This is a genomic window from Curtobacterium sp. ABR8 (assembly GCF_057812125.1).
The window spans coordinates 55,891-81,185 of record NZ_CM173818.1 but is presented as its reverse complement, the minus strand read 5'-3'; the positions used below and the strand labels follow the sequence as shown (position 1 = coordinate 81,185).

17 protein-coding genes are annotated in these 25,295 nt (G+C 69.9%); 3 read left to right on the top strand and 14 right to left on the bottom strand.

Annotated features, from left to right (window positions below):
* Positions 1-223: 223 nt before the first annotated feature.
* Together ACXKZB_RS00350 and ACXKZB_RS00345 are read left to right on the top strand one after the other, a co-directional pair.
* The gene (locus tag ACXKZB_RS00350) at positions 224-1,435 is read left to right on the top strand and encodes a sensor histidine kinase (protein ID WP_488824245.1); all 1,212 of its coding nucleotides are present in this window, start codon (positions 224-226) and stop codon (positions 1,433-1,435) included.
* On the top strand, positions 1,432-2,106 hold the full coding sequence (locus ACXKZB_RS00345; RefSeq protein WP_123292887.1) for a response regulator: 675 nt from the start codon (positions 1,432-1,434) through the stop codon (positions 2,104-2,106). The genes ACXKZB_RS00350 and ACXKZB_RS00345 overlap by 4 nt, the downstream gene beginning before the upstream one ends.
* Here ACXKZB_RS00345 and ACXKZB_RS00340 read toward each other — a convergent pair.
* From ACXKZB_RS00340 to ACXKZB_RS00295, 10 genes are all read right to left on the bottom strand, one after another.
* Complete coding sequence (locus ACXKZB_RS00340; RefSeq protein WP_488824244.1) at positions 2,103-2,867, bottom strand: triose-phosphate isomerase family protein; 765 nt, start codon at positions 2,865-2,867, stop codon at positions 2,103-2,105. The two genes, ACXKZB_RS00345 and ACXKZB_RS00340, sit on opposite strands and share 4 nt — an antisense overlap.
* Entirely contained in the window at positions 2,864-4,570 is a 1,707-nt protein-coding gene (locus tag ACXKZB_RS00335; protein WP_488824243.1) for a dihydroxyacetone kinase family protein, read from the bottom strand. Before ACXKZB_RS00335 ends, ACXKZB_RS00340 begins: the two co-directional genes overlap by 4 nt.
* Positions 4,567-5,958, bottom strand: a complete 1,392-nt coding sequence (locus ACXKZB_RS00330; protein ID WP_488824242.1) for an MFS transporter — start codon at positions 5,956-5,958, stop codon at positions 4,567-4,569. The genes ACXKZB_RS00335 and ACXKZB_RS00330 overlap by 4 nt, the downstream gene beginning before the upstream one ends.
* Positions 5,959-6,078: 120 nt before the next feature.
* Positions 6,079-6,840, bottom strand: a complete 762-nt coding sequence (locus tag ACXKZB_RS00325) for an SDR family NAD(P)-dependent oxidoreductase (protein WP_488824241.1) — start codon at positions 6,838-6,840, stop codon at positions 6,079-6,081.
* Between the two features lie 11 nt (positions 6,841-6,851).
* Positions 6,852-7,805: a 3-hydroxyacyl-CoA dehydrogenase family protein gene (locus tag ACXKZB_RS00320; RefSeq protein ID WP_222659034.1), complete on the bottom strand. Its 954-nt coding sequence runs from the start codon at positions 7,803-7,805 to the stop codon at positions 6,852-6,854.
* Positions 7,802-8,830: a sugar phosphate isomerase/epimerase family protein gene (locus tag ACXKZB_RS00315; protein WP_488824240.1), complete on the bottom strand. Its 1,029-nt coding sequence runs from the start codon at positions 8,828-8,830 to the stop codon at positions 7,802-7,804. Before ACXKZB_RS00315 ends, ACXKZB_RS00320 begins: the two co-directional genes overlap by 4 nt.
* Positions 8,831-8,921: 91 nt before the next feature.
* A complete protein-coding gene (locus ACXKZB_RS00310; protein WP_488824239.1) occupies positions 8,922-9,638 on the bottom strand; it encodes a GntR family transcriptional regulator in 717 nt (238 codons plus the stop codon).
* A 548-nt stretch (positions 9,639-10,186) separates the two neighbouring features.
* Positions 10,187-10,711: a hypothetical protein gene (locus ACXKZB_RS00305; protein ID WP_146249658.1), complete on the bottom strand. Its 525-nt coding sequence runs from the start codon at positions 10,709-10,711 to the stop codon at positions 10,187-10,189.
* Positions 10,712-10,964: 253 nt separating this feature from the next.
* Positions 10,965-15,506 carry an RHS repeat protein gene (locus ACXKZB_RS00300; protein ID WP_488824238.1) on the bottom strand — a complete coding sequence of 1,514 codons (4,542 nt, stop codon included), beginning with the start codon at positions 15,504-15,506 and terminating at the stop codon, positions 10,965-10,967.
* A 135-nt stretch (positions 15,507-15,641) separates the two neighbouring features.
* Complete coding sequence (locus ACXKZB_RS00295) at positions 15,642-16,619, bottom strand: matrixin family metalloprotease (RefSeq protein ID WP_488824237.1); 978 nt, start codon at positions 16,617-16,619, stop codon at positions 15,642-15,644.
* 131 nt (positions 16,620-16,750) lie between these two features.
* On the opposite strand from ACXKZB_RS00295, the gene ACXKZB_RS00290 reads away from it, so the two are divergent.
* The gene (locus tag ACXKZB_RS00290) at positions 16,751-17,605 is read left to right on the top strand and encodes a phosphotransferase enzyme family protein (RefSeq protein WP_488824236.1); all 855 of its coding nucleotides are present in this window, start codon (positions 16,751-16,753) and stop codon (positions 17,603-17,605) included.
* Between the two features lie 21 nt (positions 17,606-17,626).
* Here ACXKZB_RS00290 and ACXKZB_RS00285 read toward each other — a convergent pair whose 3' ends face one another.
* The 4 genes from ACXKZB_RS00285 to ACXKZB_RS00270 all read right to left on the bottom strand — a co-directional run bounded on the left by ACXKZB_RS00285 (position 17,627) and on the right by ACXKZB_RS00270 (position 24,886).
* Positions 17,627-18,529 (bottom strand): GNAT family N-acetyltransferase, encoded by a 903-nt coding sequence (locus ACXKZB_RS00285; protein ID WP_488824235.1) that lies wholly within the window; start codon positions 18,527-18,529, stop codon positions 17,627-17,629.
* 80 nt (positions 18,530-18,609) lie between these two features.
* A complete protein-coding gene (locus ACXKZB_RS00280; RefSeq protein ID WP_488825936.1) occupies positions 18,610-20,544 on the bottom strand; it encodes a S9 family peptidase in 1,935 nt (644 codons plus the stop codon).
* Positions 20,544-22,337, bottom strand: coding sequence for an N-acetylglutaminylglutamine amidotransferase (locus tag ACXKZB_RS00275; protein WP_488824234.1), 1,794 nt, complete (start codon positions 22,335-22,337; stop codon positions 20,544-20,546). The genes ACXKZB_RS00280 and ACXKZB_RS00275 overlap by 1 nt, the downstream gene beginning before the upstream one ends.
* Positions 22,337-24,886, bottom strand: a complete 2,550-nt coding sequence (locus ACXKZB_RS00270; protein ID WP_488824233.1) for a glutamate--cysteine ligase — start codon at positions 24,884-24,886, stop codon at positions 22,337-22,339. Before ACXKZB_RS00270 ends, ACXKZB_RS00275 begins: the two co-directional genes overlap by 1 nt.
* Positions 24,887-25,295 lie beyond the last annotated feature (409 nt).

The following is a 25,295-nucleotide window of genomic DNA, read 5'->3' as shown; positions in this document are numbered from 1 at the left end:
CTTCACCCGCAGGGACGAAGCGCTTCGCCCCTGCGCCCGATGCCCCCGGAGACTCTGGACCGCGAGTCTGGTGACATGGAGTCCTCGACGAAACACACGATCGCCACGCTGCTGCTCTGCGCCGCGATCGTCGCCACCACCGTCATCGCCCTCGCCGCCATGACCCCGGGCGCGTGACGTCGGTGCACGCCGCCCGGCGCGGGCGGCATGCGATGATCGAGCCGTGACGGACCGGCGCACGTTCATCCGGCCGCTCGCCACCCGTTCGATCGTCGTCGACGTGGCGTGGGCGGTCCTGGCGGCGTTCGTCTTCCTGCTGCCGATCGAGGTCGAGCTCGAGCACGCGAGCTTCTTCGCGGTGCTCGCCGCCGCCGGCGCGATCGCCCTGCGTCGGGTCTCCCCGTCGGCGGCGATGCTGATGGTGGTCGTCCTCGGGATCATCCAGGTGGGCGGCGGCGAGCGCCCGTCACTCGTCGACCTCGCCATCTTCGTCGTCATCGGCACCGCGGCCGTGGTCGGCACCCGGACCGAGGTCATCCTCTCCGGGGTGCTCGCACTCGTCGCGGGCGTCGGCGCGACATTCTACCTCGCCGTCACCGGCTTCCGGTACCTGGTGCTGCTCAACGGCCCCCGCGACCAGGCGTTCCTCGCGATGGCCGCACCGGTCGCCGCGCTCCTCGGGGTGTGGGCCGGCGGGGTCGCCGTCCGGGCCTTCCGGTCGCGCGACCGCGAGTCCGTCCGCCGCGCCGATGCCGAGGCTGCCGCGTCCCGCGCCGAGGCCGTCGCCACCGAGGCCGAGGCCACCGCCACCCGCGCCATCGACGTCGCGGAGTCCGAGCGCATCCGCGCGGACATCGCCCGCGACGTGCACGACGTCGTCGGCCACTCGCTCGCGGTGATCATCGCCCAGGCCGACTCGGTGCCGTTCCTGGCCGACGAGGCCCGCGTCCGCGAGGTCAGTGCCACCATCGCCAGCACCGCCCGCAGCTCGCTGGTCGAGGTCCGGCAGGTCCTCGGGCACATCGACGGCTCCGGGGAGACGACCGACCCCGGCTCGCTCGAGGAGATCGTGCAGGGCATCCGCGAGGCCGGTGTCGACGTCGACCGCACGGTGCGTGGCGTCCCGGTCCCGCTCCGGCCGGACACCGGCACGGCGGCCCGACGCGTGCTGCAGGAGATGCTGACCAACGCACTCCGGCACGGCGCACCGGGGCTTCCCGTCGTGGTCCGAGAGACCTGGCGGAGCGCCGACGTCGTGCTCGAGGTCGAGAACGTCGTCGGCGACGGCACCACCGGGGGTTCCGGCCGGGGGATCGACGGCATGCACACCCGCCTCACCGCACTCGGCGGGTCGTTCGACGCCGCCGCGCTGGACGACGTGTTCGCCGCACGCGCCCGCATCCCGTTCGACGTCCAAGGGGGACCCGTCCGATGACCGAACCGATCAGGATCCTGCTCACCGACGACCAGGCGCTGTTCCGCGCCGGTCTGCGCGTGGTGCTCGACGCCCAGGACGACATGCACGTGGTGGGTGAGGCCTCCGACGGCGCCGAGGCCCTCGACCGCATCCGGGAGCTCCGACCCGACGTGATGCTGCTCGACATGCGGATGGCCGGCATGGACGGTGTCGAGACCGTCCGTCAGCTGTTCTCCGGTGCCGTCGAGGGGCCGCTCCCCCGCGTCGTGGTGCTCACCACGTTCGGCCTCGACCCCGCCGCCGCGACCGCGATCCGGCTCGGCGCGAGCGGCTTCCTGCTCAAGGACGCCACTCCGACGTTCCTGTTCGCCGCGGTCCGGGCGGTGCACGAGGGCAGCTCCGTCATCGCGCCGAACGACCTCGCGCAGCTGTTCGGGGCCGACGTCGCCAGGGCACCGGCTCCGCAGCCGTCCGAGTTCCAGGCGCTGACCGAGCGGGAGCGGGTGGTGTTCGGCTGGGCGTCGCGCGGGCTCTCGAACGCCGAGATCGCGACGAAGGAGTACGTCACCGAGTCGACCGTGAAGACCCAGATCTCGAGCATCCTCGGCAAGCTCTCGCTGCGGGACCGCGTGCAGCTCGTGGTCTACGCGCATGACCACGGGCTGGCGGGCACCCGCGACGGGTCCTAGCCCGCTGCGACCTCGTCGAGGATCGCCTCGACCGCAGCCGGGTCGTGCGCGAACCGACCGAGGAACAGCCCGCCGATCCGCCCCTGCCCCCGGGTGAGCAGACCGGGCCCGGCGCTGCCCCCGTACAGGACCGTGCTCCCGCGCAGCTCGGGCCGCGTGGCGAGGTGCTGCTCGATCCCCGCGAGCACCGCCACGATGTGGTCGTCCGGCGCCGGCGCGGGCGCACCGATCGCCCACACCGGCTCGTAGGCGACGGTCAGCGCCCCGGCCAGACCGTCCGCGACGGCCGTCGAGACACCACGGTCGAGCTGCGCGGTCACCTCCGCCACCGCTTCCGCTGCACCCGACCGGGAGGCCCGGGTCGTCTCCCCGACGCAGAGGACCGGACGCAGGTGGTTGCGGAAGGCCGCGTGCACCTTCGCGGTGACGGTCGCGTCGTCCTCGTGGAACAGGGAGCGGCGTTCGGCGTGCCCGATCTCGACCAGGTCGACCCCGATCTCCCGCAGTTCGGTGCCGGAGACCTCGCCGGTGAACGCTCCCTCGTCGGCCCACGACAGGTCCTGCGCGGCGAGGAGCACTCCCGACCCGGAGAGCACGTCGCGCACGGGGACGAGCGCCGGGAACGTCGGCGCCACGAACATCGAGGCTGCTCCCGACCGCGTCGCGGGGTGCCGCCGGGCGATCTCGGCGACGGCTCCGGCCCACTCGAGGGTCCGGGCATGCGAGAAGTACGTCTTCAGCGACACCCCGATGGTGATCACGGTGCGACGGTCTCCACGATCAGGGCGAAGGACACCGCGCCGGGATCCGGGGTGCCGACGGCCTGCTCGGCGTGGGTGCGGGCCCTGCCCATCTTCGGCACGAGCGAGGCGGTGGCGTCGGCGGCCTCGCGGGCGGCGCGGACGGCGTCCGTCCAGGCCTCTCCGAGCAACGCTCCCGCGTCGATCCGGGTGCGCAGCACCTCGTCGAACGGTACGAGCGCGTCCACCATGGTCTTGTCGCCGACGGTCGCGCCGAACGCGAGGACGGCCTCGGTGGCGGCGTGCACCGCGCTCTGGACCGTGGCGGCTGACGGGCGCTCGTCGTCCCCGAGGACGCGACCCAGTGCCTCCAGGGCGGCCCCCCAGATCGCACCGGACGTCCCACCGGCCTTGTCGGACCAGGCGTCTGCCGCGATCCGCAGGACGGTACCGACACCGGCGCCGCCGGTTACTGCGTCCGTGGCCGCAGCCGCTGCGGCGTGCGCGCCGCGCTGCATGCCGATGCCGTGGTCGCCGTCCCCGGCGACGGCGTCGATGCGTCCGAGTTCGTCGGCGTGCTCGTCGAGGAGCGCGCGGACGGCGGCGAAGCCGGCCGCGACCTGCTCACCGGCGGCGCGCGAGTCGTCGCTCGCCGCGCCGATGGCGACCGCCTCGGCGTCCGCTTCGACGGTGGAGGGGTCGACGCGTTCCTGCGGGACGGCGCCACCCTTGCGGTAGGCGGGGGTGTCCGCGGGTGCGGCCCAGAGTTCCTCGAGTTCGGCGTCGAGCCAGAACAGGGTGAGTGAGACGCCGGCCATGTCGAAGCTCGTGACGAGTTCACCGACCTCGGGTTCGACGATGACGACCCCCGCGTCGGCCAGCCGCTGCTGCACCGAGCGGTAGACGACGAAGAGCTCCTCGTACTTGACGCTGCCCAGCCCGTTCAGGATCGGGACGACGCGCGCGCCGTCGGGTGTCACGCCGTCGGGCAGTTCGTCGAGCAGACGGGACACCAGCAGCTCGGCCAGGCCGTCCGCGGTGGGCACGTCCGTCTCGTCGATCCCCCGTTCGCCGTGGATGCCCATGCCGATGGCCATCCGACCCTCGGGCACCGTGAACAGGGGTTCGTCGGCACCGGGCAGGGAGCACCCGGAGAACGCGACGCCGAACGACCGCGTGCGGTCGTTGGCACGTTCGGCGACGGCCGTGACCTCGTCGAGGCTGCGGCCCTGCTCGGCGGCGGCACCGGCGACCTTGAAGACGCAGAGGTCGCCGGCGATGCCACGCCGCTCCTGCGGGCGGTCCGCGGGCGCACTCACCACGTCGTCGGTGACGCGGACGGTGCGGACCGGGATGCCGTCGGCCTCGAGCGTTCGGGCCGCGGCGTCGAAGTTCAGGACGTCACCGGCGTAGTTGCCGTAGCTCAGCAGCACACCGCCGCCGTGCTCGGACGCCCGCGCGACGCCGGCCACCTGCTGGGCGCTGGGGCTGGCGAACAGGTTGCCCATCGCGGCACCGGCAGCGAGGCCGGGTCCGACGAGTCCGCCGAAGGCCGGGTAGTGGCCGGAGCCGCCCCCGATCACGACCGCGACCGTACGGTCGGGGCTGGTGGTCGCACGGGCGACGCCGCCGTGCACCTTCCGCACCCACCGCTCGTTCGCGGCGACGAAGCCGTCGGTCGCCTCGTCGGCGAAGTCCGCCGGGTCGTTGAACAGTCTGGTCACGCGTTCGTCTCCTTCGACGTCGTGGTGCGGACATGCGAGGTGTCGAGGAGATCATCCGCCTTCGACCCCCGGAAGAACTTCGTGCAGAAGATCATCACCGCCGCGACGAACGCCAGGACCCCGAGCGAGACGATCCCGAACGCACCGCTGTCGGTCGGCACCACCTCGTTGATCGCCGTGCGCATGATCGGGGCGACGAACCCGCCCAGGTTGCCGAGCGAGTTGATCAGGCCGATGCCCGCCGCGGCCGCCGCCCCGGTGAGGAACGCCGTCGGGTACGCCCAGGTGATCGGGCCGACGGCGAGGAAGCTCGCGACCGCCAGCGTGATGAAGACGATCCCCAGGATCGGCTGCCCGTTCGCTCCGGCCCAGGCCGAGCCCAGGATCGAGAGCCCGGTCGTGACGTAGAACATGGTCCCCCACCGACGGCGGCGACCGACGGAGTCCGCCTTCGAGCCGACCAGGTAGCAGGCGACGAGTCCGACGAGCCACGGGATCGCGGACACCAGGCCGACCTGCCAGCCGACGTCCTGCCCGAGCAGCGAGGACACCTGCTGCGGCAGGTAGAACGTCGTGCCGTACACGGCGACCTGCAGGCAGAAGTAGATGATCGTGAAGTACCAGACCCGACCGCTCGCCATGGCCTTCCAGATGCCCGTCGGACCGTCCGCGCTTCGGGCGGTGTCCTCGCGTTCCATGGCGGCGGTGAGCGACGCCTTCTCGCCCGGTTCGAGCCACTTCGCCTGCTGCGGACTGTTCGTCAGGAACACCAGGGCCGCGATGCCGGCGAGCACCGCGAGGATCCCCTCGCCGAAGAACATGACCTGCCAGCCGTGGAACGGGGTCGCCTGGTCGCCGAAGCTCAGCAGCCCGCCGGACAGCGGGGCGCCGATCATCTGCGAGAACGGCTGCGCCAGGTAGAAGATCGCGAACATGCGCACGCGCACCTTGTTCGGGAACCACTCGGACAGGTACATGATCACGCCCGGGAACAGCCCCGCTTCGGTGACTCCGAGGATGAACCGCAGGACGATGAACATCGTGTCGTTCGTCGTGAAGGCGAACAGCGCGGCGACGATGCCCCACGTGACCGCGATGCGGGCGAGCCAGAACCGGGCGCCGAAGCGCTTCAGCAGCAGGTTCGACGGGATCTCGAAGATCGCGTAGCCGATGAAGAAGATGCCGGCGCCGAGTGCGAAGGCCGCGTCGGAGATGCCGCGGTCGACGCTCAGGGCCTCTTCGGCGAACCCGACGTTGGTGCGGTCGAGGAACGCGACGAAGTACAGGATGACGAGCATCGGCATGAGGTGCTTCGTCGCCTTGCCGATGGCGGACTTGAGGCCGGGGTCGTTCGTCGACCCGAGCGCGGGGGCAGGGGGAAGTGACACGGGTTCGCTCCTTTGCGAGCACGGTGCGGTCGTTCTGGCGTCCGGCGGTCGGTTCGGTCGTCCGGACGGGAGGCACGGATCGCGTCGCGCGGTCGGCGCGCGTTCCGTGGGCGGCTGGCCCTAGTGCATGTACAGGCCGCCGTCGACGTTGAGCGTCTGGCCCGTGACGAAGCCGGCGTCCTCGCTGATCAGGTACGCGATCGCCGCGGCGATGTCCCGCGGGGTGCCGATGCGCGGCAGCACGCCGTCCGCTGCCATCTCGGTCTTGCGCTCCTCGGTCAGGGTGCCGCCCATGATGTCGGTGTCGATCGGGCCGGGGGCGATGGCGTTGACCGTGACGCCGCGCGGACCGAGTTCGCGCGCCAGGCCACGGGTCAGGCCGATCACGCCGGCCTTCGCCACCGTGTACGGGGTCTTGCTGAAGGTGCCGCCGCCGCGCTGGGCGGAGACCGACGACAGGTTCACGATGCGCCCGTAGCCGGACCGCACCATCGACTCCGCCGCCCGGAGGCTGGCGAAGTGCACACCGTCGAGGTTGATCGACAGCACGCGGTGCCACTCCCCCTCGGGCAGGTCGAGGTAGGCGTGCGCGGACGAGACGCCGGCCAGGTTGACGAGGGCGACGATGGGTTCGAGTTCGGCCTCGATCGTGTCGAACGCTGCCCGGACCGCGGTCTCGTCGGCGACGTTCGCGCCGACGCCGACCGCGCGGACGCCGTGCTGCTCGCGGATCTCGGTGGCGACCTGTTCGCTCGCCGTCTGGTCGAGGTCGATGATGCCGATGTCCCAGCCGGCCTCGGCCAGGTGGTGGGCGGTGGCGCGACCGATGCCACGCGGTGATGCCGCTCCGGTGAGGACGGCGGTTTGCTGTTCGTTGCGCATCGTCGTGCCGCTCAGTGGATCGGGGCCGGGCCGAGGTCGTCGAGCAGCTTCTGCATCGCGACGTAGGCCTTGTTGCGGTAGGCGACGAGTTCCGGCGTCCGGTCGGCCGGCACCTCGAGGTACCCGGCGCCGGACTTCGTGCCGAGCTCGCCCGCGTCGACGTGCTGCTGCAGCGACGGCGGGGTGGCGAAGCGCTCGGGCCAACGGGTCTGCAGCGACTCGAAGCAGAACGCGTAGACGTCGAGACCGGCCATGTCGGCGATCGCGAACGGGCCGAAGAACGGCAGGCGGAAGCCGAACGTGGTCCGCACGATGGTGTCGATGTCGTCGGGGGTGGCGATGCCCTCGTCGGCGATCTTCGTGGCTTCCTCGAACAACGCGTACTGCAGGCGGTTCAGGACGAAGCCCGTCGAGTCCTTCACCCGCGCCGACTGCTTGCCGGTCGCGGCGACGACGGTCTCGCCGACCTCGATCGCGTGCTCGTTCGTGGTCGGGTGCGGGATGAGCTCGACGCCGGGGATGAACGGTGCCGGGTTCGAGAAGTGCACGCCGAGGAACCGCTCCGGGCCGACGACGGCCTCGGCCAGCGACTCGATCAGGATCGTCGAGGTGTTCGAGCCGATGATCGCGTCGGGGCGGGCGGCCTCGCTGATGCGGCGCAGGGTCGCGTGCTTGATCTCGATCTTCTCGGGCACGGCCTCCTCGATGAAGTCGGCCTCGGCGACCGCTTCCTCGATGGAGGCGGCTGCGCTGAGGTGGGCGTCGACGCGCGCCACGGCGTCCGCGGGGAACAGGCCGTCCGCGACGAACTGCTCGGTCTCTGCGATGAGCCGGGCTCGGTTGGACGCGGCGATCTCGGCCGAGACGTCGGCGATCCGGACGGTGTGGCCGGCGAGGGCGAGGACCTGGGCGATCCCGCCGCCCATGTAGCCGGATCCGACGACGGCGATGTCGAGGGTGCTCATCGGATTGCTCCTTCGGTGCTGGTTGCTGCAGTCGGGGCCGCCGTCGCCGTCGCGTCGAGCTTCGTCGTCGCCAGGACGGATCGGATGTACTGCTGGTTGGTGGCGCAGACGCCGAGGCTGTCCCCGCCGTACTGCTCGGTCATGACGATCCCGCGGAACCCGTCGGCGACGGCGTCGCGCAGGACCTGGCGGTAGTTGATGAGGCCCGTCTCCATGGTGCTCGGAGCGCTCGTCGCCCAGCTGCCGTCGCCGGCCTCGTCACGCGTGTAGTTCTTCACGTGCAGGTAGTTCGTGTGCGGCATCGTCTTCGCGAAGAGCTCCCGCCAGTCCTCGATCGGCCGGTGCAGGCGGATGAGGTTCGCGACGTCCGCGTTCAGGCCGACGTTGTCGAGCCCGATGTCCTCGACCAGTCGCACGGCGCTGTCGGCGGTGCCGAGGTAGGTGTCCTCGTACAGTTCGAGGGCCATCGGCAGTCCGACGCTCGCAGCGTGCTCACCGAGCTCCCGCAGTCGCTTGACCGCGGCGTTCCAGACCTCCGGGTCGTCCGGGTCCTTCGGGCCCTGCGCTGTCCAGAACCACAGCGCGCGCTTCTGGGCCTCGGTGAACGGCTGGTGCAGCCCGGTCGAGAAGACCTGCATGCCCCACTCGGCCGCCGCGTCGATGGTCCGGTGGGCGTAGGCGAGGTTCTCGTCCTCGTGCCCGGGCTGGATGACGCTCTTGCGCTGCAGGTGCACGGACGGGATCCCGATGCCGTGCGCCTTCGCGACGGCGAACAGCTCGTCGCGGCGGGAGGCTTCGAGGTCAGCGGGCCGGATGTGGCTGTCGGCGAGTTCGGCCAGCGAGAAGCCGACGGCCTCGATCTGCGCGAACACGTCGTCCCAGACCTCGGCCGGGGCATCGTGGAACGCAGTGCCGTCACGCGTGACCTGGGCGAAGCCGTGCAGACAGGCGGCGATCGGCCAGGTGTCCGACGTCCAGGTGGTGGGGTCCCAATCCTGGTCGACCCAGTCCTGCGGTGTGCTCACGGAATGCTCCTTCGCATGTCGGGGTTCGGCAGTGAACCTCTTTCCTATAGGAAAGATACTCGCACCTCGACAGAGCGCAACCCCTGCGGGATCAGCTCGTGTGCGAAGCGTCCTCGCGCGACCGGAGCCGGACGGCGTCGATGTGGTGCCGCATCGCCGCCACTGCTTCGGTCGGCCCGACCGCGAGGGCATCGACCACCGCTCGGTGCTCGTGCACGGCGCGGTCGGTGTCGTCCCCGCCACCCTCGACGATCTGCCGCATGCGGTGCACGCGCGTCGTGATGATCTCGGACATCTCCTCGAGGAACGGGTTCCGCGTCGCGTCGAAGATCAGCTGGTGGAACTGCCAGTCGCTGCGGAAGAAGCGGGCCATCAGTTCCTCCGGGGCGTTCGCAGCACCGACGGACGCGACCTCAGCGGCCACCGCAGCCTGCTCGTCGAGCGCTGCCCCAAGTCGCTCACGCAGGCCGTCGACGTCGCCGCGGGCCGCGAGCTCGACCGCGCCGCTCTCCACGATCAACCGGGCGTCGAACAGGGCCTCGAGCTGGTCGCCGGCCAGCGGCGGGGAGACCCGGTAGCCCTTGTTCGCTTCACGGGTGACGAGGCCGGTGCGTTCGAGTTGCACCAGGGCTTCTCGCACCGGGGTCGGGGAGACGCCGAGGGTTCGGGCGAGCCCGTCGATCGACAGCCGCATGCCCGGTTCGACGTCGTGGCCCATCAGGACCTCGAGCACCCGGTCGTAGACACGGTCACGCAGGCCGAGCTGCGTGATGCGCTCCGTCCCGAAGCCGGGCATGGTCGTGGACATGGGTCGATCCTAGAGAATCCACGACTCGGGCTCGGTGCGGAGGCCCCGAGCCAGGCCGCGCCGTCACGAGGTGTCGCCTAATTGACGTCGCCTTCACCTTGCGCTCTGCCGCCGATGGGCTTGCTCGACCGCCCCTCCCCAGGCGCGTAACTAGTTGCGATGCCGCCGGTGATCGCGGCGGCGTGGTGCCTTTTCGAGGAGTGAGCCAGCTTCGTCGAGGGCGGTGGCACGTGAGGATTGCGCGCTTCAGAACAGGCCTTGCGCTGTGCTGATATCGAGCTGGCCATATTGCACGACGGGAAGAGCGGGATTGTTCTTAAAGCGTCGGTCGGGCCGCCCCGGACGTTGACGTACTGCCAGGTATGGCCCATCAGCTGTGTGCCTTTGGGCACATGTCCCGCAGTTCAACAAAGCGGGTCGCTGACCCCAGTACGGTCAGGTGCCGGTAAGCGGCGTCCGTGTAGCAGCGCCGACGAAGTGCGTGCTCAATCCGCTCATGATGGGGCCCTGCGTTTCGGCCGAGAAATGAGCGGTGTATCAGCTTGCCATCAGCGCTTTGTAGCATTGGCGTCATCGGGTTGATCCCGGATACGCATCACCCAGCCACGCAGAAGGAGAAGACCGATGACGACGACCATGCTGATCAAATACACGAGAGCCACGGGACTATTGTCCTCGGATGCGTAATTCGACCACCGAACACCTAAGAGCATCTGGAATAGAGGGCCCAGAGTACCAACAAGTCCGCCCGGGATCAGGATCACGAGCCATTTTTTGGGCCAGGCAAGATCACGTTGATTTATTGTCAAGATCACGCCAGTGATCGCAGCAATTGAAATGCCGCTCCAAAACCACGAGGACCCGGACATTCTCCAACCGGCATGGTTCAACCATGCGTTAATCAACGACAAGGTGCGTTCCCATGCGTCATTCTGTACGTATCGCCCCGAAACTATGGGGAGCGGCCATCCAATGATGGCAAGGATTCCAGTGAATGCACCTATCACTCCAGCTACCCAGCGGACGAGCGGCCGGTGATCGATCTTTTCAACATCGAACGAGCTGATACTCACGCTGATCACTCATTCAACTAGCCGCGACATGTGTGAGGATTGCGGATTTCAGCCTTCCCCGTTATCTGCGTCTTCCCCACCCCGAAACGATGACCCCACAGATCACGTAAATGCCGAACAAGCCCGCGATTGCACCCCAGATTCCAATGCCCGCGTCGGCGCGATTAGGCGAAAGTAGCGCGACGACACCGAGAGCTATGGCAAATATGCCGATGATGGTGGGAAGTAGCAGGTTGCCCTTCATTCTGAACACTTAAAACACCTTCCCAGTCGTTACGTTTGACACGGCAGTACCGACCGCGTAGCAGCCAGCTGTTGCAATAACCCCGACACCGCCAGTAGCGGCTGCTATGCCGAGTTCGCAGGCGGCTCCGGCAAGAGTGCCGGTGATCAAGCCGACAGTCTCTGTCGCTGCCGCCTTACTATTCCCTGTAGCAGCGTAGTAGCCAATATTGGCGAGGTTGCCAACCAAACCGGCTTTCCCGAAAGCGTCAGTGGCTGAGTCGAAAACGTCTCGCCCACGGGGGTCAGACTTGTTGATTGGGTCAGCACCCGCGTAGGCATATCGGTTCGCGTTACTAGGACTGAGAGGCGCGTCGAGTGTGTCGCGTTCGATCCAGCTGCCGGTGGCGGCGGACTGCCAGCGGTAGCCGAATTTCGTGAGTCCGGTGTCAGTGTTGCTGGCGCGGATGCCGGCCTTGTACCCGTACGGGTTCTGCTGCCACTGCGCACTGCTGCCACCGTCGGCGTTGACCTGCTCCTTGCCGTACGCGTCGTACGTCACCTTGTAGGCAACAGCGCCCGTGTCCTTGAGGGATGCAACCGGGTTCCCGATCCCGTCGAGGACGTACATGCTCGTCGTGCCGTCCGTAGTCCGCAGATCCAGCAGCTGACCAGTGGTGGGGTCGCTGATCACCGCGGCCGTGCCCGTACCAACGAGCTCACGGCTGGCGATCACGGGGACACCATTCGAGTCGGATGTGCCATAGGTGTAGCCGTACTCCGCTCCCCCGTCGGTTGCCTGGTAGAGCAGCTTGTTCATGTCCGCGCCCGCGTACTCGTACGTGGTCGTCTTGCCATCCTTCGTGGAAGACGTCATCTGCTGCGCACCGTTGTACGTGTACGTCGCACCCGGCGATGCGGTCATGTTGCCGGTCTTGTCGTACGCGTACCCGGTGGTGGTGATCTGGCCGAGCGCGTTGTAGCTCAGCTGCTGGTCACTGACCGTCGCCTCGGTGGTGGCGTTGGTTGCCGTGGCGCGGGTGCGGTTTCCGGCCTTGTCGTAGGTGAACGACCAATTGGTGGGAGTGTCACCGCCGGACTGGGTGATCTTCGTCAGTCGGCCGGAGGTGTACCCGTACTTCGTGGCCTGACCAGAGCCGTCGCGAGACCACTGCAGCTTGCTGCGGTCCTTGGACTTGTCGCTGTCGTCGCAGGTGCCGTCAGAGGGTGCCTCGAACTGGTAGCAGTACTTCGTGTTCACCTCGAGCGCGGTGTCCTTACCGGTCCACGCCTTGATGTGGGTGATCTTGCCGGAGGAGTCGTACTCGACCTGCTGGTGGCCTGTCCACGACGTCGGCTGCACCCCGGGAGTCGCGTTGCTCGGGGCGCCGAGCCACGTGTCCGTGCGGCGGCCGTGGTCATCGGTCAGGTAGACCTGCTTCGCCGTGCCCGTGGTGGTCGGGTACGTCGTCGCGGTGAGCACGTTCGACGGGTCGTACTCGTGCGTCACCGTCCCCTGCGCATCGGTGACCGTGGAGGTGTTGCCGGCGAGGTCGTAGCCGTAGGAGACCGTTCCGCCGCCGGCGGTGTTCACCGTGGAGGTGAGGCGGTTCCGCTGGTCGTACGTGTTGGTGATGGTGCCGGTGGCGGAGGTCTCGGTGAGGAGGTTGCCGTTGCCGTCGTACGACCTGGTCACCGACGCGGTGCCGTCACTGAACGCAATCAAGGTGGTTCGGTCGTCGTTGTCGTACCCGTAGGTGGTCGTGTTGCCGCGACCGTCGGTCTCGGTCCGGACACGTCCGAACGCGTCGTACGTGTATACCTTCGCGCCGACGATGTCGGTGTTGCTCGAGGGGTTGTTCGGGGCGGTGACCTTCGTGAGCTGCTTGTTCTCGTACTCGTACTTCGTCGGATTTCCGCCGTTGCCGGGTGCGGTCGCCGTCTTCACAGTGCCGTCGTCGTTGTAGTCGACTTCGGCCTTCGCCGCATCCGCGGCTTCGCCCGTGCTGGTGGAGGTCGGGTTGCCGACGCCGCTGTACTCGTACGACGTGCTGTCACCCGCGGAGTCCGTCGTTGAGGACGGCAGGTACTTGTTCGCAGCCCCCGGCGCGTCATAGGTCGCAGACGACGACGAACCCGAGCTGCTCGTGCTCTTCGTCAGCGACTGGCTCGAGTTCTTTCCGTACTCCTTCGTCGACGTGGACGTGGTGTCGCCGGTCCCGGTCGTCGCAGTCGTGACGCCGTTGTTCGCCGGGTTGTACTCACGGCCCCGCTCACGGCCAGCCGGATCGACGGCCTTCTTGACGAGGTCGGTGTCGTAGAGCGTGTACGTGGTGTGCTTCGCGTCGGCAACAGCCGCCGACTGATCGGACCGCGGGTCGGCAACCAGTGTCGTGGTGTCGTCCTTGAACGAGAACCGCGTCACGGCGGTGCCCGGGGAACCGGCGGTGGTGTTGCGCTGCTCGACCTTGGTGATCCGGTCAGACGAGTCGTACGTGAACGCCGTCACGCCGCCCTCGGGTGCGGTGATCGAGGTGAGGTCGCCGTTGGTGTACCCGAACGTGGTCTGCTTGCCGGTGGCGTCCGTGTACGTGGTGATGTCACCGGTGCTGTTCTTCGCCCACGAAACTGACCGGGCACTCGACCCGGAGCCCTGCGTGAACGTCTGCGTCCGGTTCGCATACGACGACGTCGCAGTCTTCTGCGCCGCCGTGCCAGCGGTGGAGACGAGGCTGGTCAGCTTGTAACGGTCGTCCGTGTCGAACCTGAAGTCGACGATGTTGCCATTACGGTCCTTCACCTTGGTGGGCTGCCCCGCAAGGTTGAACACCGTGGTCTGGTTCGTCGTCCAGCCCTTCAGCTGGTACTGCGGGCTCTCACCCGCCGGGGTCGTCCGGGTCAGGGTCTGCTGCAGACCGGCCGGGCTGATGAACGCACCCTGCGCCCCCGACGGCCGGAACTGCCAAGCTGTCCCGACCGCGTCCGTGTAGATGACACCGTTTGCATTGGCGGTGAGATCCCCCGCCCCGGCGAGGCTGTACTGCCACCGGTTCGCAGCCATCGTGTTGACGTCCCCGACGGTGGTGCTGCGCGAGTTGTACGCGGCACCGATCGGCGTCGAGCTCGTTGCCCCAGGCAACGACATCGCCGAGGTGGTGACCAGCAGGTTTCCGGTCCCGACATCGACGGACGCGTTGGTCTGGTCCGTGATCGGGAACGGCAACGTCGTCGCCGACGTCCGCTGACCGGTGCGGTTCGTGTTGCCCGGGCCGCCGGGGAGCGAGTTGTACGCACCCTGCAGGTCGACGAGGTAGTTCATCGCCGCCGTGCCCATGTTCTTGATGCGGATCTTGCCGTTCGCACCGACCGGCGCGACCACGGTGTTCGTCATCTTCGACGTCCGGTCGGAGCTGATCGCAGACGACTCCGGCTCCGCCGCACCATCGGCCCACATCTTCGCGTACGAGTCAGCACCACTGTCGTTCACCGCGGTGAACGTCACCGCGGCAGCCGACAAGCCGCCCTCGACCGTCGGAGCACCCTGGACACCGCCGACCTGCACCGTGAACGATGCACCCGAAGCGATGCTCCCACCGTTGCGGGTGTCGATGAGTCGACCGTTCAGCGGGGTGAAGCCGCCACCCGGGTTCGACTGCAGGAAGTAGCCCTGGATGTCGACGACGAGGTCGATCTTCCCCCCGCCCTCAGCGGTGTCGATGCTGAACTTCCCATCGGCGTTCAACGCGACCTGCGCGTTCATCGCGGTCGACTGGCCCTCGACGGAGTTGTAGTTCAGGACACCCGTGCTGCGGGTCTCACCGGTCGGGGTGGGACGGACGTAGCCGGCCTTGGCTTCGCGGTTGATCACGATGATGTTCACCGCGACCGCCGCAGCGCCAGTCGGAATGCCGTTCGAGCCGGTTGCCTGGATGGTGCGCTGCGAACCTGCTGGGATCTGCCCCTGCGCGGCACCGATGCCGCCACGGGAATCGAGCACTCGGGACGGCGACATCGCGACGAACCCACCGGCAGACACGCCGTTCTTCGTCGACGTGTAGTAGCCGGTGATGTCGATGACGACCTTCGACTGCGCCGTCTCGGTCCGCACCTGGATCGTGCCGTCGTCCGCGACCGCGAGCAGACCCGTGTTCGACGTGTTCCCGCCGACACCAGAGTTGTAGATCATCATCAGCGTCGTCGTGTCTGCATCGTCGGCGCGCATCTGCAACTGACCCGACCCCGACGGATCGGCGATGGTGACCATCATCGTCACCGCGCCGATCCCGGACGATGGCAGCCCGGCGACTCCGGCGACCTTCACCGTGCGGAACACGCCCTTCTCGGTCGCACCGCCCAACACGCGGGCGTTGGAGGGCATCGGCACGTACTGCCCGCCCGTACCGGTCACCACAGCCTGCGCCGGTGCCGGCTGCGACACCACCACCAACAACGAACCCAGCAAGGCGACCAACGTCACCACTGCCAGCATCACTCCACGAACACGACCGGACAACGACGCAGCGAACACGCGAAAAGAACCCCTCAGCACGTCGCACCAGCGCACAGCCCCCATGGCTGCACTGTGCAACTCCACAGCACGTTACGGAGCATCGCTCACCACCGCACCCCCACATGTGGGGGTCGAAAGGACGAGCGTCGCACCGATACGGCCGGAACCTCGCTGTGCCTGCATGGACGAAGGAACCGCTCAGTACAGCGCCGCGATCCCCCGCACGTCGCCGAGCCCGAGCGTCCGCTGCGCCGTGTCGCACACGGTCGACGACGGCTTCATCACGAGCCCGGACTTCTGCGCCGTGTGCCCGAGCCCGTACGAGTGCCCCCACTCGTGCGTCGCGATGCCGCGCAGGTCGAACCGGTTGCCCGAGCAGGTGCTGGTCGATCCCCACCGGTGACTCGTCGAGTAGCGCTGGTCGGTCTCGAAGGCGACCCCGTCCGTGAAGGACCAGATGCACGTGAGCGCCAGGGTCTTCGACGGCAGCTTGCCCCACCCGATGACGCTCGTCCGGTTCGAGGTCCCGCAGCCGCCATCGGCGGTGACCGCGGGCTTCTGCGTCGCGGTGCCGAGGTACTCCTGCGCCGCCGTCGACTGGACCGTCTGACCGCACGCCGTGATCGTGCCGGTCCAGGCCTCTGCACCGCGCTGGATCGCTGCGACCTTCGACACCTTCGCCCCGGTCGGGTTGTACCGCCACCGGATCGGCGACTCCCAGTGCGCGCCGGTCAGCACGTACGCCCTGCTCCCGCAGCTCGCGAACGTCGTGGCGCCGCCGTGCGAGGCAGTCCCGCGGATCGTCGGCCCGAGCGTTCGCCGTTGCTGGGCTGCGCGTTCCTGCCGGACGGCGGTGGGCGATCCGGCCCACACCTCGTCGACCTGCACGGCGATGCCGGCGGCACCACGGTTCGCGATCACCACGTCACCGGGGTCGGTGTCCCCTTCAGCGACGGGCGCGGCGGTGAGCGTGACGCCCGCGGCGGGCACCGCGAAGGTCCGGCCGTCGTCGAGCGCCACCACGCCGGAGCCGACGTGACACCCGGACGCGAGGTCGTTGACCGAGATGCTGTCGCCTCGGCAGCTCGCAGCATCCGCGATCCCCGGTGCGGCGATGACCGCCGTCAGGGCGAACCCGAGTGCGACCGCGGCTGCGGCCTTCGATGACGTGCGCACTGCGCCCTCCTTGATCACACCGCACCCGAACCACGGTGGCGGACGGCTGCATCAGTGTCCGAGGGAGCGGAAGGGTCGACAAGCCCCCAGAACGGCCGCGGTGCGCAGAGCGGACCGGGTAGCGTGCCGCCATGCAGTGGGGCGACACCGGACTCGACGACCACCAGATCGCGTTCGTGCTCCGGACGCTCCCCGGCGCGGTCTTGGTGGCGGATGACTCGTGGGGGCTTCTCGACACGAGGGTCCTGCACATCGTCAACGGCGACGTCAGCTACACCGTGAAGGCGTCCGGCCGGGACAACACCCACTTCCCCCGGGAACTCGAGGCGCACCGGACCGTGACCGACGCCCTACGCGCTGCCGGGGACACCGGTGCCCTCGTGGCCGCGGACGAACAGCACCGCGTCCTCGTCCTCGAACGCGTCCCTGGTCACCTCGCGCTCGGCACCGCGGACGAGCACGCCCCTGACGTCCACCGGCAGGCCGGCGCAGTCCTCCGGCGTCTGCACGAGCACGGCACCCGGCACGACCCGACGTTCCTGCTGCACGAGCAGGCGAAGGCACTGGCCGCGCTCGACGCACCGCACCGGATCCCCGACGACCTCGTCGCCAGCTCACGAGCAGCACTGCGCGCACTCCCGACCGACCACGCGACGCAGCCCCTCGTCCCGACCCACGGCGACTTCCACCCGCGCAACTGGATCGTGGACGACGGACGGCTCCGCGTCATCGACTTCGGCCGCTTCGGCTGGCGCCCGGCATCGTTCGACCTCACCCGCCTCGCGGTGCTCCACTGGCAGCACGATCCGCCCCTCGAAGCAGCGTTCTTCGACGGCTACGGCAACGATCCGCGCGAGTCGGACGCCTGGCGCTGGCTGCAACTCCGCGAAGCAGTGGGTACCGCGACCTGGGCCTACGCGGTCGGCGACGAGGGCTACGAGGCCCAGGGCCACGACATGCTCCGCCGCGCCCTCGCCGCGTTCTGACCCGTCAGGCCCGAACGCAGCTCACGGCACCCGCACGAACCGCGGCGCCCCGCGGTCCCGCAGCCGGAACCCGAGGTGCTGGTACAGCCCGATCGCCCCGGTGTTCCCGGCGGCCGCATGCATCAAGGGTGTCTCCCCACGCTCCCGGATCCCGTGCGCGACGGCGAGCACCAACCGGCGCCCGAACCCCTGCCCCCGGTACGCCTCGTCCGTGCACACGGCGCTGATCTCGGTCCACCCCGGCGGGTGCAGGCGCTCCCCCGCCATGGCGACGAGCCGGCCGTCGCGCCGGATGCCGAGGTACGTGCCGAGCTCGATCGTGCGCGGCAGGAACGGCCCCGGCTTCGTCCGCTCCACCAGGGCGGTCATCTCCGGCACGTCGTCGGGCGTCAGCACGACGGCCTCGGGGTCGGGCGCACCCTCGATCGCCTCACCGGTGAGCTGTACGCCGCCGGCACCCTCGACGAGCTCCCACCCCTCGGGCAGGACGGCAGCCGCACCGACGCCGAGCATCCCGCCCGACCCGAGCAGCGCCCGGACGTCCTCCCAGTCCCGCGGCGTGGGCTGCGCGGGGATCCCCGTCCACACCGACACGTCGGTCTGGTAGCGGACCACGTCACCGCGCCGCTCGGCGAACCGCGCGTGGTGGCTGTTCAGCGCGGCCATCGCGGGCGCGTCGAGCACGCGCGTCGGGGTGCCGTCGGCGGCGATGGTCAGATCGAGGGTCCGGAGCGCTTCGCCGCGGGCATCACCACCACGGAACCCGAGGTCCTCGATCCGCCGACGATCGCCGTCGGCCCACCCGGTGGTGTCCGCGACGACCCCGGAGGCGTACTGGTTCGTGGCGCGTTGCACGACCTGCTCGACGTCCGCTGCCGAGGTCACGAGGACCTCTCCGGGTCGTGTCAGGTCAGTCGTCGTCATCCCACCATTCTCTGCCCGCGGCAAGCGCCGCCGGCGCATCGTTGCACCCCGTGACGCCCCCTCCGAGAACCCGCGGCGCCTCACGCCAAACGCGCCGCCACGAACTCCACCATCCGCCGCACGAGCAGCGCCCGCGACGACGCCCGCCGGTACTCGTGCCCCTCGCCCTCGAGCTCCAGGTACTCGACGTCGTGCGACCGCTCCCGCAGCGCCGCGACGACCTGGTGCGCCTCACCGATGGGGACGTTCGTGTCGAGCTCGCCGTGCACGACGAGCAGCGGCGCCGTGACGTCGTCGATGGCACGCATCGGCGACAGGGCCGCGAGCAGCGCTTCGTCGTCGACGGGGTGTCCGTACTTCGTCGCGGCCGCCGAGGCGATCCACGGTTCGGTGTCCCGGTAGAACGTCGCGAAGTCGCTCATCCCGCACACCGCGACCCCGGCCGCGAACACGTCGGGGGTGAACGCCAACGACGCGAGGGTCGCGTACCCGCCGTACGAGCGCCCCTCGACGGCGACGCGGGAGCGATCGGCGTACCCGTTGGTCACCAGGAACCGCACACAGTCGACGACGTCGGCGAGCGCGTTCCACCGCAACGCCAGGTCGTCGGCGTGCACGAACTCGTGCCCGTAGCCGGACGATCCGCGGATGTTCGGGGCGAACACGGTCACCCCGGCGGCGGCCAGCGCCTGGTGCTGTGGCGAGAACGTGGGTCGTTCCTGCGACTCCGGTCCGCCGTGCAGGTGGACTAGCGCTGCGTGCGGGCCGGGAGGAACGTCCTGCGTCGCGCCATCGGCATCCGCCGACGACGCGGCCGGCTCCACCGCCCGGTACAGCCAGCCGGTCAGCTCCAGTCCGTCACGGGCGGCGAACCGCTCGAGGGTCGGCTCGACCAGCTGCACGTCGGGCAGCACCGGCACGTCGGTGACCCGGTTCCAGGTGAGTGCGTTCGTGTCGAGCCGCCAGAGTTCCCGCGGTCGGGTGGGCCCTTCGACGGCGAGCAGCACGCTCCGGCCGTCACGGCTGAGGACCGGGTCGGTGACCACGTACCCGGGCAGGTCGGGCACCGGGGTGCGCGAGGCGTCGTGGGTGTTGATGAGGTCGAGTTCGCTGCGCCCGTCGACGTTCCAGACGAGCAGCAGCGTGCGGCCGGCGTCGTCGGCGTCGAGGTACTCGAGCTCGGCGTCGGGCCGTTCGGCGATCCGGCGGGGTGTGCCGCGCCACCCGTGCGGACCGACCGGCTGGGCGACGAGTCCGCGGCGGGGCAGTCCGGCCTCGGTGGCGACGTAGGCGACGAGGGGACTGGTCTCGCTCGCGGGCGAGGGCCGCAGGAACGCGATCTCGGCGGACCCGTCGGGGTCGTCGGCGAACAGGGCATGGCTCTCGTCGGTCAGCCGGTCGACCACGACGACGAACTCCTGGCCGCGCTGCCCGTCGCTCAGCACGACGAGCCGTTCCTCCACCGACAGGTCGAGGATGTGGATGAGTTCGCCGACGGCCAGGTCGTCGCGGTCGCCGGACACCGGGTCGACCAGGTACGAGCGGGCCGGCTGGTCGGCCTCGGTCGAGGGCAGCGTGATGACGACCCGGTGCCCGCTGCGGCTCCACGGCCCGAGTTCGGCGTGCTGGTACCGCGAACCGGCGATCTGCGCGGCGTCGGTGCCGTCCGGCCGGACCACCCAGACCTGCTGCTTCACGCCACCGTCGGTCGCGATCGCCACGGCGAGCCACTCCCCGTCGGACGACCACGACACCCGGATCACGGGGTCGTCGGACAGCGCGATCCGGACCGGTTCGGGCAGCTCGCCGTCGACGACGACGTCCTGCACGAACACCTCGGGGGTGCCGTGCCGGTCGGACACGAACGCCACGCGCCGGGCGTTCCGGGTCATGGTGGGGCCCCACGACCCCCAGGCGGCGGCGAGCCGCTCACCCAGGTCGGCCGCGGCCCTGGTCGTGACCGAGGGACGGACGTCGGCCGACGACGCGACGCTCGCCGCGCCTCCCGGCTGCATCACCGCACCCCCTGCTGCTGCAGCCACATCTCGATCAGGCCGAGCTGCCAGAGCGCGTTCGCGCCGATCTCGGTCCGCGTGCTGTTCGGGTCCTGGAGCATCCGCTCGACCGTACCCGGGTCGAACAGGCCGCGCTCACGTGCTTCCGGCGCGTGCAGTGCCGCGCGCACCCGCTCCAGGTAGGGGCCCTCGAGCTGCCGGATCGCGGGCACCGGGAACGAGCCCTTGCTGCGGTCGATGACGCTGTCGGGGACGATCCCGCGGGACGCCCGCTTCATGACGCCCTTGCCGCCGTCCGACAGCTTGAGCGCGGGTGGGATCGCACCGGCGAGCTCGACGAACTCGTGGTCCAGGAACGGCACGCGGGCCTCGAGCCCCCACGCCATCGTCATGTTGTCGACCCGCTTCACCGGGTCGTCGACGAGCATGATCGTGGTGTCGCTGCGGAGCGCGGCGTCGACGCTCGTCTCCGCTCCGGAACGCGCGAACTCGCGGTCGACGAACGCCGACGGGGTGTCGTCGTCGCTCTTCCACCGTTCCCCGAGCAGCCCCTGCAGTGCCGGCCAGCGGCGGTCCATGAACACGGAACGGTAGGCCTCGGCCGCCTGGTCGCGGGGGACGTCGGCGAGCGGCGGGTACCAGTCGTATCCGGCGAGCACCTCGTCGGCACCCTGGCCGGACTGCACGACCTTGACGTGCTGCGAGACCTCCTGCGACAGCAGGTAGAACGCGACGCAGTCGTGGCTGACCATCGGCTCGCTCATGGCAGCGACCGCACCGTCGATGCCGTCGAGCAGGCGCGACGAGGGGATGTGGATGCGGTGGTGGTCGGTGCCGAAGTGCTCCGCGACCTGGTCCGAGTACTCGAACTCGTCGCCGGACTCACCGCCCGCCGCTTCGAAGCCGATGCTGAACGTGGCGAGGTCCTGCTGCCCGGCCTCGGCGAGCAGCCCGACGACCAGGGACGAGTCGATGCCGCCGGACAGCAGGACGCCCACGGGGACGTCGGCCACCATGCGCCGCTCGACCGCGGTGCGGAGCGAGCCGATGAACGCCTGCTCCCAGTCCCGGTCGGTCCAGTCGGCCTTGGCGGGGTCGCGTTCGAACCGCGGCTCCCAGTAGACGGTGTCGCGGGCGGTGCCGTCGCGCTCGATCACCCGGACGGTGGCGGGCGGGAGCTTGCCGACGCCGGAGAGGATCGTGCGGGGCGCGGGGACGATCGAGTGGAAGCTCATGTACGAGGCGAAGGCGACGGGGTCGATGGACGTGTCGACGTCCGTCCCGCCGTCTCCCGCAAGGATCGCGGGCAGGGAGCTCGCGAACCGCAGCCCGCCCCGCACCGGCGCGACGTAGAGCGGCTTGATGCCGAGCCGGTCCCGCGCGAGCACGAGTCGGCCGCTGGCGTGCTCCCAGATCGCGATGGCGAACATGCCGATCAGGTGCTCGACGAAGGCCGTGCCCCACTCGGCGTAGGCGACGGCGATGACCTCGGTGTCCGACGTTGAGAAGAACTCGTGGCCCTTGCCGCGCAGCTCGTCACGCAGCTGCTCGTAGTTGTAGACCATGCCGTTGTAGGCGATCGTCAGTCCGGCCCGGGGCAGCACCATCGGCTGCGCACCGGCGGTGGACAGGTCGACGATCGACAGCCGTCGGTGTCCGAGCGCGACCGGACCGCGCGCCCAGAGCCCGTCACCGTCGGGGCCGCGGTGCACCATGCACCCGGTCATCCGGGCGACCGCCCCGACGTCCGGCGCTCGGCCGTCGAACCGGATCTCACCCGCGAGTCCACACATCAGCGCTCCCCTGTCGTCCCGATGATCCACGTGTCCTTCGCGCCGCCGCCCTGCGACGAGTTGACGACCATGCTGCCCTCGGGTGCGACGCGGGTCAGGGCCACGTCGGCCAGGTGCACGTCGTCCGGTCCGGTCCCCGTCGCGTAGACGAAGGCCCGCAGGTCCACGTGCCGCGGGTCGAGACCGGCCGGTCCGATCGTCGGGTGCGAGGACAGCTGCACGACCTCCTGCCCCACCCACCCGGCGGGGTCCGCGGCGATCTCGCGCCGTCGCTCGGCCACCTCGGGGGCGCTCGCGCTCGGTCCGATCAAGACCCCGCGCCCGCCCTCACCGTCGACCGGCTTCGTGACGAGTTCCCCGACGCGGTCCAGGACCGACAGCCGTTCCACCTCGATGCTCGTGCGGTACGTCGGCACCGATGCCAGCAGGGGTTTCTCGTCCAGGTAGTACCAGATCAGGTCCGGCACGGTGACGTACATCGCCTTGTCGTCGACCAGCGCGTTGCCCGGCGCGTTCGCCAGGTGGACGCGGCCTGCCTCCGCCGCGTCGAGGATCCGCGCACCGAGGTCGTGAGCGTGCTCCGCCGTCAGCGCACTGACGTCGCGGTCGATCCGCAGGTACAGCCCGTCGAGCACGTCGCCCGTCGTCGCGTCGACCACGCGTCCGTCACGGACGTCCAGGTCCGATCCGGACAGGAGGCGCAACCCTGCCCCGTCGGCCAGCCTGCGGTGTTCGAACCACGCGCCGGCGCCGGGGCCGTCGCTGACCAGTGCGATCACGGGGTCGGTCGCGCCCGTCACCGCGGTGGCGTTTGCACAGAGGGTCCGGCGCAGCCGGTCGATCACGCCGCGCGGGTCGCGCAGGTGCGCCGGCCGCGGGGCGTCCGGCACGACGTCGTCCATCAGCTCGCGCAGGGCGATGCCGTACGCGACGCCCGAGGGCGAGCGGACGTTGTCCTCGAGCACCCGCCAGCCGCCGAACTCGTTCCGCACCAGGTCGAACCCGAGCACCGGCGCACGGACGGCGGTCGCCGGCAGCCGGGTGGCGTCCGGGTCCCAGCCCTTCGCGCCGACGAAGTGGTCCGCGTCCAGCACGCCGTCGGCCACGATCCGCCGCTCGCCGTACGCGTCACGCAGGAACAGTTCGATCGCGCGGGCACGCTGCCCCAGGCCACGCTCGAGCTGCGACCACTCGTACGCGCTGATCGTCCGGGGCACCAGGTCGCAGCCGAACGCCTGCGCGTCGCCGTCCACCACGAAGCCGACGTGGTGCTCACGGGTCCAGACGTCGCGGGCAGTGCAGCGGTCGATCGCGGTCTCGGCGTCCCAGCCGTCGAAGAAGGCCGCCAGGTCACGGAACGCCGGACGGGGGCGTGCCCCGGGGCCGACCGCTTCGTCACCGGCACGGACGCGGTACCCGGGGATCGGGACCACCGGGTCCTCGTCGCGTCCGGACGGGAGCCCCGCGGTGTCCTCCACCACCAGGGCGACGACGTCGTCCAGCTCCCCGCGCTCGGCGTAGGCGGTGCGCTGCCGGTCGGTGGAGTTGCCGCGGGCCAGGGTCGCGTCGAGGAGCTCCGTCACCGTGCCCCAGTCGCCGAGCTCCTCGAGCTCCGGGCGCAGGCGGGACACGAGCTGGCGCACCGCGACCTCGGCGGGCAGGCGTTCGGGGTGTTGTCCGAGGCCGACGAGTTCCCCGCTCAACCCGGAGCGGGCAGCCTGCCACATCGCCGCACGGTGCAGGGGTTCACTCCGCGGGTGCCACTCGGCGCCGGACACGACCGACTTCTCGGCCTTGCGCACGGCGGCGCGGAAGAGTCCGGCGATGAGCACGGCGTCGTCCACCACCGGGGTCGCGTCGCAGACCCGCAGCTCGAGCGTCGGGGCGTGCGACGACGGCCGCACGTCGAAGTAGGCCATCTTCTTGTCGGCGATCACGCCCGAGGCGATCAGGTCGTCGAGCACCCGGTCGTACTCGGCGGCGTCTTCCACCGGACCGAAGCTGCCAGCCGACGGCCATCGCTGCCAGATGATGCTCCGGAACGAGGCGTACCCGGTGTCCTGCCCGTTCCAGAACGGACTCGACGCGCTCAGGGCGAGCAGTGACGGGAGCACCGGCGCCACCCGCTGGGCGATGAGCACCGCCAGGTCGCGGTCACTGACCCCGACGTGCACCTGCAGGCCGCAGATGAGCTGTTCGTCGACGAGCATCCGGTACTGCTCCTGCATCCGGCCGTACCGACCGCCGGCGCTCAGCTCGAAGTCGGCGTACTCCGACCTCGGCGCGGTGCCGACGGCGGCGATCGTGACCCCGGCCGGGGCGATCGCGGCACTGAGCTCACTGCGCAGGTCGACGATCACCCGCCGCAGGTCGTCGAGGGTCCGCACCACCGGGGTGTTCGTCTCGATCGTCGTGCGCTGCAGCTCGGCGCCGAAGCGGTCGGTGGGCAGTTTGGGCAGAAGGCGCGGGGCCTTCGCGGAAAGTCGGCCGGACTCGAGGTCGATGAGGTGCAGCTCTTCCTCGGCGCCGAGCGTCAGCTCTGCACTCATGGCTGGAACCTACGCGTGTGCCCTGTGGTGCGCACCGCGGCACACCGCCCGACTCGTGCCCGTAACACGGTCGTCGATCGAGCGTCACGAGCACTGAACTCTCGTCCGCACCGTGCACGCTTCGTCACCCCGTGCGAGGTTCCACGCACCGTGCGCCCCCACAAGCACGCACCCTGCGGTCAACCACGCACCAGCCCGCGCAACGCGCACCGTGCGACCCGCGCCAACCACGCACCAGCCCGCGAAAGCCGCACCGTGCTGTGGACGCATACCACCCGCCGGACGGGAGGCACGGCGCCAGCCCGCCACGCGCCTCCCGTCCGCACCGTGCGCACCTCTTCACCCCGTGCGAGGTTCCACGCACCGTGCGCCACTACAAGCACGCACCCAGCGGTCAACCTCGCACCAG

What these genes read in the sequence shown, in the direction of transcription:
- ACXKZB_RS00345 (WP_123292887.1), top strand. Translation starts at nt 1,432, where the DNA reads ATGACCGAACCGATCAGGATCCTGCTCACCGACGACCAGGCGCTGTTC.
- ACXKZB_RS00325 (WP_488824241.1), bottom strand. Translation starts at nt 6,840, where the DNA reads ATGCGCAACGAACAGCAAACCGCCGTCCTCACCGGAGCGGCATCACCG.
- ACXKZB_RS00320 (WP_222659034.1), bottom strand. Translation starts at nt 7,805, where the DNA reads ATGAGCACCCTCGACATCGCCGTCGTCGGATCCGGCTACATGGGCGGC.
- ACXKZB_RS00310 (WP_488824239.1), bottom strand. Translation starts at nt 9,638, where the DNA reads ATGTCCACGACCATGCCCGGCTTCGGGACGGAGCGCATCACGCAGCTC.
- ACXKZB_RS00300 (WP_488824238.1), bottom strand. Translation starts at nt 15,506, where the DNA reads ATGGGGGCTGTGCGCTGGTGCGACGTGCTGAGGGGTTCTTTTCGCGTG.
- ACXKZB_RS00290 (WP_488824236.1), top strand. Translation starts at nt 16,751, where the DNA reads ATGCAGTGGGGCGACACCGGACTCGACGACCACCAGATCGCGTTCGTG.
- ACXKZB_RS00285 (WP_488824235.1), bottom strand. Translation starts at nt 18,529, where the DNA reads ATGACGACGACTGACCTGACACGACCCGGAGAGGTCCTCGTGACCTCG.
- ACXKZB_RS00280 (WP_488825936.1), bottom strand. Translation starts at nt 20,544, where the DNA reads ATGCAGCCGGGAGGCGCGGCGAGCGTCGCGTCGTCGGCCGACGTCCGT.
- ACXKZB_RS00275 (WP_488824234.1), bottom strand. Translation starts at nt 22,337, where the DNA reads ATGTGTGGACTCGCGGGTGAGATCCGGTTCGACGGCCGAGCGCCGGAC.
- ACXKZB_RS00270 (WP_488824233.1), bottom strand. Translation starts at nt 24,886, where the DNA reads ATGAGTGCAGAGCTGACGCTCGGCGCCGAGGAAGAGCTGCACCTCATC.